This is a genomic window from Hymenobacter sp. BT18 (assembly GCF_012273015.1).
GTDB classification, from domain to species: domain Bacteria; phylum Bacteroidota; class Bacteroidia; order Cytophagales; family Hymenobacteraceae; genus Hymenobacter; species Hymenobacter lutimineralis.
The window spans coordinates 210,059-224,476 of sequence record NZ_CP050954.1 but is presented as its reverse complement, the minus strand read 5'-3'; the positions used below and the strand labels follow the sequence as shown (position 1 = coordinate 224,476).

Sequence of the window (14,418 nt, the reverse complement as noted above, 5' to 3'; positions counted from 1 at the left end):
CATGTTCTCGCGCCTCACCGACTTCTTTCTGCCTGCCGGCTTTCAGGGCTCCGCCAACGAGCTGCGGCAGGTGCGCATCACCATCAACACGGTGCTGCTCACGAGTGCCTTCTCGTTTAACTTCCTGCTGCTGTGCTGGTGGGCCGGGTTCTGGCCCGGCGTGTACCTGATGCTGTTCAACGTCGTCACCTTTCTGGTGCTGCCGTTTGGATTTCGGCACCGGCTGTTTTCAGCCGTGGCCTTCGGCTACATCTACCTCACCGTGGGCTACCTGGGCGTGTTCGTGAACTGCCTCTACCAGGGTGGGTACTACGCGGCTACTACCAGCTGGCTGGTGCTCTGCCCGGTGGCGGGCACGTTTCTACTGGGCCGGCGGGGTGGGCTTATCTTTTTCGCCGTGACGTTGCTTAGCGTAGGCGTACTGTGGGAGCTGGAGCGGCGCGGTATTCACTTGCCCAACTCCGTGCCGGCCGAGCACGCGCTGTTCTGGCACTTCGATATTCTGCTTGGGCTGATGTTGATTCTGGGGGTGGTGGCCATGGTATTCGACCAAGTGAATGCCAACACCCTGCGGCTGCTGACCGAAAAAAACGACCTGCTCTCCCTGCGCACGCACCAGCTGGAGCACTCCATTGCTACGCTGAAAGCCACGCAGCAGCAGCTGGTGCACAGCGAGAACATGGCCTCCTTGGGGGAGCTAACCGCCGGCATTGCCCACGAGATTCAAAACCCGCTGAACTTCGTCAACAACTTCTCCGAGGGCAGCTGCGAGCTGCTGAAAGAGCTGCCCGCCAACACGTTTGACAACTTGGCCCCGCCGGAAAAGGCCCGCGTAGACGAGCTGCTGGCCCGCCTCAACCGCAACCTGACGCTTATTACCCGCCACGGCCAGCGCGTGGATAGCATTGTGCGCAACATGCTCCAACACGCGCATACCGGCCCCCGGGAGCCCATGCCCACCGACCTCAACCGCCTCGCGGCCGAGTACCTGCACCTCACGTACTCGGGTCTGCGCGCCAAGGACCCCGGCTTGCGGGTGGATATCCAAACCGACTTCGACCCGCTGGTGGGCCAGGTCAGCGTGGTGCCCGCCGACCTGGGCCGGGTGCTCCTCAACCTCTTCAACAACGCCATCTACGCCACAGCCGAAAAGCAGAAGCAGTTTGCCGCTGGGGGCTACCAGGCCCGCATCCGGGTAAGCTCGCACCGGCGCGCGGGGCAGGTGGAGCTACGGGTGGAAGACAACGGCTGCGGCATGCCGGAAGCCGTGCGGCAGAAAATCTTTCAGCCCTTTTTTACGACCAAGCCCGCCGGCACGGGCACCGGCCTGGGCTTGTCGCTGAGCCACGACATCGTGGTGAAAGGCCACGGCGGCCAGTTTCTGGTTTCTTCCCGGGAAGGGGAGGGAACCGAGTTCCAGCTGCTACTGCCGGGCTAGGGCCGGACCCGTCTTGCCTTATTTTTGTTTACCGTTAAAACTCGCCCGCACTCATGCCAATCAAAATCCTGGTCGTAGACGACGAAGAAGAAGTAGCCGAGCTGTTGGATCTGCGTTTTCGGCACAAGATTCGGGAAGGGGCCTACCAGTTCCGGTTTGCCACCAGCGGGCAGGCCGCGCTGGCGGCCATACAGGCCGAGCCCGACATCGACGTGCTGCTACTCGACATCAACATGCCTGACATTGACGGCCTGACGCTGCTGGGCCGCCTGCCCGCGCTGATGCCGCACAGCCGGGCCGTCATTGTGTCGGCTTACGGGGATATGCCCAATATCCGCACGGCCATGAACCGGGGGGCATTTGACTTCATCTGCAAGCCCATCAACTTCACGGACCTCGATACCACTATTGAGAAAACGGCTGACCACGTGCGCCACCTGCGCGACTCGGCCCAGGTAAAGCTGCTGGCGGACCTGAAAACCCACTTCTTCGACAACATCACCCACGAGTTCCGCACCCCTCTCACGCTGATTCTGGCGCCTACGGCCGGGCTGCTGCAAGCCGCCAACCTGCCCGAAACGGCCCGCCACGACCTGCTCACCATTGAGCGCAACGCCCGCCACCTGCTGCATCTCATCAACCAGCTCCTGGAGCTGGCCCGGCTGGAAGTAGGGCAGGTGCGCGTAGAAACGCAGGTGGGCCTGCTAAACGACTACGTGCAGGAACTCGTGGACTCCTTCCAGCCCCTGGCCCGCCAGCAGGATGTGCAGCTCAGCTACCGCTCCACCCTCAGCGGCAAGTGGCGCTATGATGCCGAAAAGGTGGCCCGCATTGTGTATAACCTGCTCAGCAACGCCTTCAAGTTTATGCCGGCGCCGCCGGTCCCGGCGCCCCGGCCCCGCCAGGTGGCCGTAAGCCTGGCCGCCGAAAATACCGTGCACCTCACGGTGGCCGATACCGGTCCCGGCATCGCGCCCGAGAGCCTGCCGCGCATTTTCGACCGGTTTTATCAGGGCGCCCCGGGGAGTGGGCAGCTGCCGGGGGGCGCAGGCATTGGTTTGGCTCTGGTGCAGGAGCTAACCTCGCTGATGGGCGGGAAGGTAGCCGTGCAGAGCAGCACGACGGCCCCTTCGGGTACCACCTTTTTGGTAGAGCTGCCTTTGCTCCCGGCCGAGCACGAGCCGGTGACCGATGCATCGGCCGCTACGCTGCTGGAACAGGTTGAGCCCAGCTGCCTGCCCCAGCCGCCGGCCCCGGCCGTCCGGCCCAAGGCAGCTGAGGTGCCCTTGCTGCTGCTGCTCGACGACAATGAGGAGCTGCGCACCTACCTGGCCCGGCAGCTGGCCGCCGAATACCGCGTGCTGACGGCGGCCAACGGGGAGGAAGGCTGGCTGCTGGTGCAGCAGGAGCTGCCCGATGTGGTAGTCTCGGATGTGATGATGCCGGTTTTGGACGGCTACGAGCTGACGGACCGCATCAAGACCACCCCCGCCACCGACCACGTAGCCGTGGTGCTGCTCACGGCCAAGGCCACCCACGACCAGCGCATGACCGGCCTGCGGCAGGGCGCCGATGACTACCTGACCAAGCCTTTTCACCTTGACGAGCTGCTGGTGCGGCTGCGCAACCTGCTGGCCCGGCAACAGCGCCTGCGCCAGCTGTACGCCGGCCAGCTGGCTTCGCCCGGGCCGGCGCCGGAAGCCCCCGAAAATGTGCAGAGCAACTGGCTGCGCGGGTTGTACGCGGTGCTGGAAAAGCACCTCGACGACCCGGGGCTGAACGTGGAATGGCTGGCCGAGCAAATGATGATGAGCCGCAAAACCCTACTGCGCAAGGTTCAGTCGCTCACGCAGCTGGCACCCAGTGAGCTTATCCAGCAGTATCGCCTGCGTAAAGCCACCGAGCTGCTGCGTGCCGGCCATACGGTGTCGGAAACAGCCTACATCGTGGGGTTCAACACGCCGGCCTACTTCGGTCAGTGCTTTAAAGAGTTGTACCACATTACCCCCAGTGAGTTTATTGCCACCGGGAGTACGCAGTCGGCGGCCGTTTCGCACACCCTCGACTAAAGGATTAGCCGGCTGAACTCCGTTTGGGCCAGGGTGTCTTTTTGGGCTGGCTGGTTTACCTGATACTGGCCGCTTGCAGCTTGGTCTGGGAGAGAAGCGTTGCAGGGGCCAGCCCGTGTATTACCGCAGTTTACCAACTCGCGCTACTTAGTAGCTGGCGCTTAGCCGATACCGGCACTGGCTCAATAGCCGCCCCGAAAGCACCCTGGTGCTGCTTTCGGGGCGGCTATTCTATTTTCTGGGAATGTAACGCAGCCGTGGCCGAAGGGTAGCCAGTGCCGGACTGATGAGCTGCCGCTATGCCGTGCGCTGCCGGGAGGGGCGCTACCCGCCTTGTGCGGCCCGGGGCTACGGGCCTTGGGACATTCCGTTTCGGGTCGTCCCGGAATTGAGTGTTTTTGTCTCAATTCTGAGCGTAGCGGCCGGGACAAACCCCAACCTTTGACTTATTGAAAACGCCACCCGATGCGGCGCTTCGCTGACATCGGCCCCGTGCTACCTATTGCACTCCGCCCTATTCTTTCTTATCCGGATATCCCAGCAGCCACGCGGCCGAGCGGCACTGGTGTGTCCACCCGAATCACTCTCTTTTCCAACCCCTACCACAACCAAACGCCATGAATCAGACCTCATCCGACACCCTGGACGCTACCGCCGTTTCCGCCACCGCCGAGGCACCAGCTCTGCTAGGTGGCCTGCGCGGCCACAGTGAAGCCCCCAGCGCCCAGGACACTGCCTCGCCGCTCACCCTGAGCGCCGACGACAGTGCCTGGAATATCCTCTACGGTGCCATTGTAAAGGGGCTGGGCACCAGCCCGCAAAACTTCCAGCTGGTGTACCCCATGACCAGCTGGAACTGGCCCACCAACAACCTGGGCTACACCAGCGCCGCCCAGTACGACTTCTGCGCCACTATTCCGCAGTGGAGTGCTACCGGCGCCTACGTATCGTCGGGGGCTACGTATGATGGGGCTTACCAGCAGTTCCTGAACTGCATTATGCTCGATACCACGGACCCGGCGCTGCAGCAGAAGATTGTGGCGGCGCAAAACAACCTTACCCAGTCGACGCAGAACTACCAGACGCAGCTGAACCAGGCCACGGCCGCTTACAACAGCCAGGTAACGGGCAACAACCCCACGTTTACCGCGTGGCTGGCCTCGCCCGCTGGCTTTGCCTACAATGCCCAGCTGACGGCCGCCATGAACCAGGTGACGGAAAACCAGGCCGTGCTGACGGCGCTTACCCAGCAGCAGAAAACCCCGAACATTGCCAACGCCCAGGCTGCGGCGGCCGACCAGGACTACTACACCAAGCTCAGTGACCCCACGCTCTCGGGCAACCCGCCGGTACCCAGCTGGAGCCTGGCGCTGGCTTCGCAGCAGTGGGTAAACCAGGTGCAGGGTGGCGGGGCCACGCCGGGCAGCATCAGCTTCGGCAACAACTCGGCCGCGTATTCTTACTCCAACACCTGGGCCCAGGGCTCAACCAGCGTGGGTAGCTGGTTCTGGCAGGTGTACGCCAACGCTTCCTGGCAGCAGATCAGTGAGTTCTACACCGATTCGTCGCTGACGTGCACCATCAGCTTTAAGGCCTGGGACACCATCGGCATCACGCCGGGTAAGTGGTATTCGGGCACGAATGTGTTCAAGAATGGCCCCTTTACTCAGGGTTATACCGCCTATGAGCAAGCCGGCTCTACCTGGATGTTTGGGGCAGGCGGCGTAGTGCCGTGCTTTAAAACAGCTATGCTGGTGTGCTATCAACCCACTATTTCTATTTCTGTGAGTCAATCCACTTATCAGCAGTTCCAGCAAAACTGGTCGGCTTCGGGCGGTATCCAGGTTGGTCCATTCCAGATTGGTGGCTCCAGCGGCGGCTCGTCGATGAACTGGAGCCAATCGGGCGACAGCATGACGCTGGAAGTGACGTCTACCTCGCTGGTTCCCCTAATTTTCGGGGTGAACATCGCCGTGCAGCCTCAATAGGCAACGGCCTGCGCCGGTGAGCCTCATTTATTATGCTATGAGGGGAGGCCCATCCGCAGATGCGGGAAGACAGAAGGCCATTCGCGGCCTATCGCGAGTGGCCTTCTATTTTTCCCTCGGTTTTTTTCCGGTCCGGGGCCCATTCCCTGGGCTATAGAGCCTTCGGCTGCTTGCTGGCCCGCGCCGCCTGCCTCTTCACCATTCCTTCTCTTCCTTCTCTTTCATGGACGCATTCATCGGCGAAATCCGCCTCATGCCCTACAACTTTGCCCCCAAGTACTGGGCCCAATGCCTGGGGCAACTACTACCTATTCAGCAGAATACGGCTCTCTTTTCCATCATTGGCAACTACTACGGCGGCGATGGGCGCATCACCTTCGCCCTGCCCAACCTGGCGGGAGCCACGGCTATTGGGGCGGGCAGCGGGGCGGGGCTCAGCGGCTACAGCCTCGGAGAAATGGTGGGCGTTTCCAGTCTGGCCCTGCAACCACAGGAGCTGCCGGCCCATACGCATACCGTAACCGGCTCCATCCTCACGGTAGCCGAAACGGGCACCTCCAACGACCCGTCTGTGGGCTACCTGGCACTATCCGCTTCGGAAGAGTATGGCGAAACCGTGGGCAACGCCGATATGGCTCTGAACTGCGTGAGCGGTGGGCCTACCTCGGTGGCCGGGGGCAACGCCCCGCACGATAACATGATGCCGTACCTGACGCTCAACTATTGCATCTGCCTGCAGGGTATTTTCCCCCAGCGCCCCTAATCGTCTTCTTTCATCTTCAGCACGCCACCTATTACCTATGGATCCTTTTTTAGGAGAAATCCGGCTTTTTGCCGGCACCTTCGCTCCCGTTGGCTGGGAGCTGTGCGCTGGTCAGCTTTTATCTATCGCGCAGAATGATAGCCTCTTCGTCTTGCTGGGTACCCAATACGGCGGCGACGGTATTCAGTCGTTCGGCCTGCCAGACCTGTGCGGCCGGGCAGCCGTGGGCGTAGGGCAGGGGCCGGGCCTTTCTGCCTACACCGCCGGCGCGCTGGGGGGAGTAGAAAGCGTTGCACTGACGGCCAATAACATGGCCGGCCACACGCACGCGGCCCAGGCCAAGCTGGGCGTCACCTCGGCGGCCGCTACGGCCCCCACGCCCGCCACCAACCTGCTGGCCAAGGGCCCCGACCCGGTGTACGCGCCTAGCCGTAGCACGGGCAGCGCTACCTCGCCTAACACGGTAGCGGCCCTGACCGCGCCGGCCGGGGGCAACCTGCCGCACGAAAACCGGCAGCCGTCGTTGGCCCTCAACTATATCATTGCCACGCAGGGCATTTTCCCAAACCCGGGCTAAGCAGCACCGACAGCCGGGGTTTGTTCACGCTTCTTCCTTCTTGTTATACATGGAAAATTTCATTGGCGAAATTCGCCTGGCGGGTTTTGGTATTGTGCCCCGCTACTGGGCCGTCTGCGACGGTTCCTTGCTGCCAATCAATCAAAATCAGGCCCTCTTTTCCTTGCTGGGCACGTATTACGGCGGCAACGGCATTACCACATTTGCCCTACCCGATTTGCGCAGCCGTGTGCCGGTGGGCTTTGGCCAGGGGTACGCCCTGGGGCAAAAGGCCGGCACCGAAGCCGTAACCCTCACGGCAGACCAGCTTCCTGCCCACGGACACGCCTCGGTGAGCGGCACCATCAATACGGCCGACGAAGCCGTGAATACGGATCCGGCCGATCAGTTCCCCAGTGTCTGCAGCGTGAATCAGTACGCTCCTGGCCCGGCTACCAGCACCCTGGCGGCCGATGCCTTGCAGCTGACGGTGCAACCGGCCGGCAACAACCTGCCGCACGAAAACCGGCAGCCCTACCAGGCCCTCAACTACATCATTGCCCTGCAGGGCATTTTCCCTTCCCGAGACTAGGCGGCTGGCCGGGCCGCCCGCCGGCGCATGGTTACAAAGTTAATTTTCGTTCGATGCGGATTGCCGTAATTCTGGGCAGTGTACTGGGCCTCGCCGCCGTGCAGGAGCTGGCTACCTGCGGGGCGGTGTGCAGCGTAGCAGTGCCTTCTACCGAGCACCCCGAGCCCGACGAACTGGCCGCGCAGCTCCTGGGCGCCGGTTGGCCCGTGGTGCGCCTGGGGCGACCAGGCCTGGGCAATGCGCTGCTGGCCTGGCTGGACGCGTGCCAGCCTGATGTGGTGCTGGTCTTCACTTTTCCGTGGCGGGTGCCGGCCCGAGTGCTGGTCGCCGGCCCACGGCTGGGTTTTCTCAACTTCCACTTTGCCGCCTTGCCCGGCTACCGGGGACCCGAACCAATTTTCTGGCAGATCCGCCACGGCGAGGCGGCCGGGGCCGTCACTGTGCACCGGATGGAAGCCGCTTTCGATACCGGGCCCGTGCTCTTGGCCCAGGCTGTGCCCATTGCCGCCCACGATACCCACGGGCTGCACCGGGCTCGGTTGGCCGTGGCCGCTGCGGGCGTAGCCCGGCAGTTGCTGGCCGCCTGGCAGGGCGAGACGGCTCCTTTGGTAGAAATACCGCAAAACCCGGCTCTGGCCCGCTACTGGCCGCGGGCCGGGCTGGCTGATGTATGTCTGCGCTGGGCCGAACCGGCCCAGGCCCTGGAGCGACTGGTGCGCGCCGCCAATCCCTGGAACCGTGGCGCCATCACCACCCTGCGGGGCCAGCTGCTGCGGGTGCTGGGCGCCACGGCCCTGGCCCAGCTGCCTAAGCCGCTGCAGGCTCCGCCGGGCACTGTGGTCCTGGCCACGGGTCCGGAGGGCCTGGTAGTGGCCTGCGGACAGAACAGCGGTTTGCGCCTCGACATAGTGGGCCTCGACGAAGGCTACTTCACGGGCGGGCAGCTGGCCGCCTTGGGCTTGCAGGCCGGGGAGCAACTCCCCGAATACCTGAGCGCCCCCATTGCGTCGGCCGGCTGAGAAAGGCGCCGTCTCTCCCAAAACTCGATTTTCCTTAACCCAAAGAAGCTATGAGACGACTTTTTCTACTCTGCCTGGCGCTGCTGGGGGCCTTGGGGGCTCACGCCCAGACCCAGCTGCTCACAGAATCCTTTGCCACCACCGGGGGCTACACCATCAACGAGCTGACAACGACGACCAGCGGAAGCAACAACCAGTATTTTCTGCGCTCCAGCGTACCCGTAACGGGCTTTACAACCCAGCCTACCGGCTCTACCGACAACTGGGTAATTGCGGGCGAAGGGGTGCGCGGACCTGCGGGCGCGGCGCCCATCCGGGTGGCCGGCACCGTGGCGCTTAACCCCTACAACGTAGCGGGCAAAACCAACCTGCAGGCGCGGGTGAGCCTGGCGGATGCCCGCGGAGCGCAAGCGACGGGGGTGTGGGAAAACACCGATTTCATTCGGGTGAAGGCCCGCCTCGATGGTGGAACCTGGGTGATTATCGGTGGGTTTGCCAGCGACGGGGCCTCGAATGGCGTAGGCTACATGCGCCGCGACGCCGACAACGACGGCGTCTTTTATCCGCTTGATACCGATGATACGAACTCTCCCCGGCTAACCCTGGCGTTTCAGGAGTTTACCTTTCCGGTAACCGGCACGGGCACCACCCTGGAGGTGATGGTGGAGTTTGATTACTATGGCCTGAGCGAGGAAGCCGCCATTGACTACATCAGCCTGTACGGATCGGCGGCCAGCAGCGCGGCCCCGGTACTGGCCGGCCTCGAAACCACCAGCCTGGCTTACAGCGAAGGTGGCGCGGCCACTGCCATCACCGGCTCCCTAACTGTGAATGATGCCGACCACACAACGGCCAGCGGCGCCACCGTGAAAATTGCCACCAACTATGTGAGCGGGCAGGACGTGCTGGCAACCACGCCGCCGGTAGGCAGCGGTATCACGGCTTCCTTCAACCCGGCCGATGGCACTCTTTCCCTGGTGGGCACCTCCTCGCTGGCCAACTACCAGACCGCGCTGCGGAACGTGACGTACGTGAATACCAACTCCACTAATGCCACCGGCGGTAATCGGGTGGTGACTTTTACTGTGGTAGACCCGACCGGCGTAACCAGCAACGCCGTGTCGCGCACCATCACGATTACCGTGCAGCTGAACGCGGCCGCGGCCCTGCCTTACACGGAAGGCTTTGAAAGCGACGGCGAAGGCACCCGCTACTCCTCCAACACCTTCCGGTCCCCGGGCGTTAATTGCCTGGGCTTTTTCCGTACTACGCTTCCCGTGGCCTGCTCGCCCCAGAATTTCACCGGCTTTGCCGGCAGCTCGGTGTGGTACGCGGAGGGCACTACCCTGAGCCAGAACCCGGACCCGCTAAAGGTAGGTATCCTGCAACTGGCGCCCGTTAATGCGACCAACACGGCCAATCTGCACTTGAATCTGCGGCTGGCTTCGGGAGTATCGGCCACCCACGAAACGTTTGAAGCTTCCAGCTACCTGAAGGTGTACTACCAGGTGGGCACCGGCAGCTACACGCTGCTGGCTGCTTTTTACGGAACCGGCGCGGCCAATGGACAGCTGCAGCGGGATACCGACCTGAATGGCACGGCCGATGGCGCCACCTACGGCCCGGCCCTCCAGAACGTAGATCTGGCCCTGCCAGCCAACGTAACCGGGTCCGAAATCCGCTTTCGGATAGAGGTGCGCGTAGATGGGCAGGAGGAAGTGGTGTTTGACGAGCTGGCCATTACCGGGACGCTCAACAATGCGCCGGTTATTAGCGCCCAGACCCGTACGGTAAGCGAGAATGCCCCGAACGGCACCAGCGTGGGGGCCGCCATAGCGGCTACTGACCCCGATGGCAATACCCTTACCTATGCCATTACGGGAGGTAATACCGGCGGCGCCTTCGCCATCAACGCCAGCTCCGGCCAGCTTACGGTGGCCAACAGTGCTGCCCTCGACTTTGAAACCACGCCCAGCTTTGCGCTGACGGTGCAGGTAACAGACAATGGGACTCCAGCCAGCAGCGCATCGGCTACAGTGACGGTGAACCTCATTGATGTGGACGAAGTGCGGCCCACGGTGAGCATCGGGAGCGGGGCCAGCAACCCGACGAGCACCTCGCCCATCCCAGTGACGGTGAGCTTCTCGGAAAGTGTGACGGGCCTGACGCTGGCCGAGGTGGTCGTGAGCAACGGCACGGCCAGCAACCTGAGTGGGAGCGGGGCTTCCTATAGCGTGAGCATCACCCCAACCGGGGCAGGGCCGGTGACGGTGAACCTGGCCGCGGGCGTGGCCGAGGATGCCGCCGGCAACGGCAACACGGCCGCCGCCCCCTTCAGCATTACCTACACCCTGCCCTCAACCACCGTAACGGCAGTGAGCCGAGGGCAGCTTTCGCCCACGGCCATGCCGACGGTGACGTACACGGTAACCTTTGCCGGGAACATAAGTGGAATTTCGACCAGCAATTTTTCCCTGACAACCACCGGTATAAGCGGGGCAGGGGTGACCAGCGTCTCGGGGTCGGGCTCGATGTATAAGGTGACGGTGAACACGGGCACGGGCAATGGGACCCTGCGGCTGGACGTGGCCAACAGCACGGGCATTAACCCCACGGTTACCAATGTGCCCTTTACCACCGGGCAGGAATACACCATCACCAAAAGCTTTACCAACCCCGTTCTGAGTTTGCAGGGCACGGGTGGGACAGGCAGCGACGTGACCGTGTTTGTGGACCAAGTGCGGCTGCTGCTGGCCGGTACCAGCACCGCGGTTCCCGGGGTGAGCAACGGCAGCTTCGAGTCGTACAGCCCGCTTGGTAACGGCACGTTTGGCTACAACCCTACGGCGCCGGGCTGGACCTTCAACAGCCGCTCGGGTATTGCGTTGAATGGCAGTTTGTTCAGCCCCCCGGCGGCCCCGGATGGCACGGCCGTCGCCTTCGTGCAAAGCGCCGCCGGCAACGGAGCGCTGCAGCAGCCGCTGCTGGCCTCCATCGGCAGCTATCAGGTAAACTTCCAGGCCGCCCAGCGCACCTGCTGCTCCAGCCAGGATCAGGTAGTGAACGTGTTTATCAACGGGGTGCATGTGGGCAGCAGCGCCCCCAGCAGCACCAGTACTTACCAGGCCTTTACGTCGGCCCCCTTCACGGTGGAAGCTACGGCCCCCACCGATCTGACGCTGAGCAACAGCAGCGTAGCGGAAAATGCCACCATCAATACCGGGGTCGGCACGTTCTCCACCACGTCAGCCACGGCCGGCGACACCTATACCTACACCCTGGTAAATGGCCCCGGCGCCACCGATAACGGGGACTTCAGCATCTCGGGCAACACCCTGCTTACCGCGCGGGTGTTCGACTTCGAAACCAAAGCCAGCTACTCCGTACGGGTGCGGGCAACCAGCTCCACTGACCCCGGGCTCGTGTACGAGGAAGTGTTGACCATCAGCGTAACGGATGTGGACGACACGGCCCCATCGGCACCCGTGGTACTGCTCCCCACCAACGGCCGTCTGCTCGGCACCGCTACGCCTACCTACAGCGGCACGGCCGAAGTGGGTAGCACCGTCAGCGTTAGCGTGGATGGTAGTCTTGTGGGCACCACTACGGCTACCGACGGTAGCTGGAGCCTGCTCCAGCCCGGGGCGTTGAGCGAGGGCAGCCACACGGTGTCCGCCAGGGCCACCGACGCAGCCAACAATACCGGCCCAACGAGCAATACTAACAACTTCACGATAGACGTTACGGCCCCCACGGTGAGCATTGGGAGCGGGGCCAGCAGCCCGACGAGCACCTCGCCCATCCCGGTAACGGTGAGCTTCTCGGAAAGCGTGACGGGCCTGACGCTGGCCGAGGTAGTGGTGAGCAACGGCACGGCCAGCAACCTGAGTGGGAGCGGGGCTTCCTACAGCGTGAGCATCACGCCAACCGGGGCGGGGCCGGTGACGGTGAACCTGGCTGCGGGCGTGGCCGAGGATGCTGCCGGCAACGGCAACACGGCCGCCGCTCCCCTCAGCATTACCTACACCCTGCCCTCAACGGCAACTTCCTGGACCGGAGTCACTTCCGTTAGCTGGTATGAGGCCAGCAACTGGACCAACGGGGTGCCCACGGCCACCCTCGACGCCACCATTCCGTCCGGGGCAAACCGGTACCCGGCCATCAGCAGCGGCACGGCCCTCACCCGCAGCCTGACCATTGACCCGGGAGCCAGCCTGACGCAAACGGCGGGCACGCTGAACTTGAAGGGTAACTGGGTCAATAACGGCACCTTTACGGCCACGGGCGGTACGGTAGCCTTTAGCGCGGCCAGCAACCAGAGTGCGGGCGGCAGCAGCCTGAGCCGCTTCTGGAACCTGCGTGTGGAAGCCAGCGGCGTAACCCTTGCGGGGGCCGCCGCCCTCCAGCGCCTTCTTACCCTGACGGGCACCCTCAGCACCAATGGCCAGACGTTTACCTTGCTCTCGGATGCGGGCGGCACGGCCCTGGTGGTAAATGCCGGGGGCACGGTGGTGGGGCCGGCCACGGTGCAGCGCTACCTCGACCCCAGCCGCAACTCCGGCCTGGGCTACCGCCACTACAGCGCCCCGGTGAGCGGCTCAACCGTGGCCGACCTGGCTACGCCCGGCTTCACCCCCGAGGTAAGTCAGGCCAGCGCCTATAATGCCTCGGCCACGCCGGGCAAAATCAAACCGTTCCCGACCGTATTCGCCTATGACCAGAAGCGGGTGAGCCGGACCAGCACCTACGCACCCTTCGACCGAGGCTTTGTAGTGCCCGCCGGCCTGGGCAGTTCCCTGGAAGTAGGCCGTGGCTACGCCGTGCACATTGCCGGTACGGAAAAGGTTGACTTTACTGGTACCCTTACCACGGGTAATGTGGATGTGAGCCTGGAACGCCTCAGCGACAATGTTGATGCCGGCTGGGCCCTGGTGGGCAACCCTTACCCGGCTCCCCTGGATGGCGGCCAGCTGTTTGAGAGCGGCAATGCCCCCGGGCTGGATCAGAGCTTCTACGTATTGGAAAGCACCGGTCCCTACGCCGGCATGTACCGCGCCTACGTGCGGGGCTTTGAGAGAGGCGAGCAAAATGCCCTCATTGCGTCGGGGCAGGGCTTCTTCGTGCGGGTAAGCCAAAACAGCACGAGCGGCCAGCTCCGGTTCCGGGACGCGCAACGCGTAACCAATCCCAACACGCAGGTAGCCATGTACCGTGGCGGCTCCGGCACCCAGCCCACCGTGGCCCTGGCCCTGCAAGCAGACGGTGGCCAGGCCGACCCGCTCTTCGTGTATGCCGATGCCCAGGCCACGCCGGGCTTCGACAGTGGCTATGATGCCTGGAAGCTGCCCAATACCAGCGGCCTGAACCTGAGCAGCCGCACAGCCCAGGGCCAGGGGCTGAGCATAGATGGCCGGCCGGCCTTTACCGCCACTACTCGCGTAGAGCTGGCCGTGGGGGTGCCCACTGCTGGTACCTATACCATCAGCGCCACCTCCCTGGCCCACCTGCCCGCGGGCCTCGAGGCCTATCTGCATGACGCCGTCACGGGGCAGCTTACCAAGCTCAGCAGCGGCACCAGCTACCGGTTTAGCGTGACGGCAACCCAGGCCCTGGCCTTACTCACGGGCCGCTTTACGCTGCAGTTCAGCGGCGGCGTAGCCCTGGGCTCAGCCGCGGCGGCCGATTTGGCCGCCCAGGTGAGCGTGTATCCTAACCCGGCAAGCAGCCGCTTCACGGTGCTCGTGCCGCCCATTGACGGCGGGCGCACGGTAGAAGCCACTCTGCTCAATAGCCTGGGGCAGGTCGTACGCCGGCAGGTAGTCGGGCTGAACCCGAGCACCGGGGCCCGCTTCGGCTTCGAAACCGGGGGCCTGAGCCAGGGCGTGTATTCGCTGCGCCTGCGGGTGGGGAGCAATGCCTTCACCAAACGCGTGGTGTTGCACTGAGTTGTCTTATCAGCCGGCCCCGGGCATGCAGCGCGGGCCCGGCTTTTT

8 protein-coding genes are annotated in these 14,418 nt (G+C 63.5%); all 8 read left to right on the top strand.

Annotation, left to right across the window (positions count from 1 at the left end):
* Window position 1 precedes the first annotated feature (1 nt).
* The 8 genes from HER32_RS00985 (at window position 2) to HER32_RS00950 (ending at window position 14,370) form a co-directional block, all read left to right on the top strand.
* Window positions 2–1,438 carry a sensor histidine kinase gene (locus tag HER32_RS00985; protein ID WP_168679791.1) on the top strand — a complete coding sequence of 479 codons (1,437 nt, stop codon included), beginning with the start codon at window positions 2–4 and terminating at the stop codon, window positions 1,436–1,438.
* A 53-nt stretch (window positions 1,439–1,491) separates the two neighbouring features.
* Window positions 1,492–3,507: a response regulator gene (locus tag HER32_RS00980; protein ID WP_168679789.1), complete on the top strand. Its 2,016-nt coding sequence runs from the start codon at window positions 1,492–1,494 to the stop codon at window positions 3,505–3,507.
* 617 nt (window positions 3,508–4,124) lie between these two features.
* Window positions 4,125–5,495, top strand: coding sequence for a hypothetical protein (locus tag HER32_RS00975; protein WP_168679787.1), 1,371 nt, complete (start codon window positions 4,125–4,127; stop codon window positions 5,493–5,495).
* A 223-nt stretch (window positions 5,496–5,718) separates the two neighbouring features.
* Window positions 5,719–6,258, top strand: a complete 540-nt coding sequence (locus HER32_RS00970) for a phage tail protein (RefSeq protein ID WP_168679785.1) — start codon at window positions 5,719–5,721, stop codon at window positions 6,256–6,258.
* Between the two features lie 37 nt (window positions 6,259–6,295).
* Window positions 6,296–6,835, top strand: a complete 540-nt coding sequence (locus HER32_RS00965; protein ID WP_168679783.1) for a phage tail protein — start codon at window positions 6,296–6,298, stop codon at window positions 6,833–6,835.
* A 49-nt stretch (window positions 6,836–6,884) separates the two neighbouring features.
* Window positions 6,885–7,406: a phage tail protein gene (locus HER32_RS00960; RefSeq protein WP_168679781.1), complete on the top strand. Its 522-nt coding sequence runs from the start codon at window positions 6,885–6,887 to the stop codon at window positions 7,404–7,406.
* A 53-nt stretch (window positions 7,407–7,459) separates the two neighbouring features.
* A complete protein-coding gene (locus HER32_RS00955) occupies window positions 7,460–8,425 on the top strand; it encodes a methionyl-tRNA formyltransferase (protein WP_168679779.1) in 966 nt (321 codons plus the stop codon).
* A 50-nt stretch (window positions 8,426–8,475) separates the two neighbouring features.
* Window positions 8,476–14,370 carry an Ig-like domain-containing protein gene (locus HER32_RS00950; protein ID WP_168679777.1) on the top strand — a complete coding sequence of 1,965 codons (5,895 nt, stop codon included), beginning with the start codon at window positions 8,476–8,478 and terminating at the stop codon, window positions 14,368–14,370.
* Window positions 14,371–14,418: the final 48 nt, after the last annotated feature.

What these genes read in the sequence shown, in the direction of transcription:
- HER32_RS00985 (WP_168679791.1), top strand. Translation starts at nt 2, where the DNA reads ATGTTCTCGCGCCTCACCGACTTCTTTCTGCCTGCCGGCTTTCAGGGC.
- HER32_RS00980 (WP_168679789.1), top strand. Translation starts at nt 1,492, where the DNA reads ATGCCAATCAAAATCCTGGTCGTAGACGACGAAGAAGAAGTAGCCGAG.
- HER32_RS00975 (WP_168679787.1), top strand. Translation starts at nt 4,125, where the DNA reads ATGAATCAGACCTCATCCGACACCCTGGACGCTACCGCCGTTTCCGCC.
- HER32_RS00970 (WP_168679785.1), top strand. Translation starts at nt 5,719, where the DNA reads ATGGACGCATTCATCGGCGAAATCCGCCTCATGCCCTACAACTTTGCC.
- HER32_RS00965 (WP_168679783.1), top strand. Translation starts at nt 6,296, where the DNA reads ATGGATCCTTTTTTAGGAGAAATCCGGCTTTTTGCCGGCACCTTCGCT.
- HER32_RS00960 (WP_168679781.1), top strand. Translation starts at nt 6,885, where the DNA reads ATGGAAAATTTCATTGGCGAAATTCGCCTGGCGGGTTTTGGTATTGTG.
- HER32_RS00955 (WP_168679779.1), top strand. Translation starts at nt 7,460, where the DNA reads ATGCGGATTGCCGTAATTCTGGGCAGTGTACTGGGCCTCGCCGCCGTG.
- HER32_RS00950 (WP_168679777.1), top strand. Translation starts at nt 8,476, where the DNA reads ATGAGACGACTTTTTCTACTCTGCCTGGCGCTGCTGGGGGCCTTGGGG.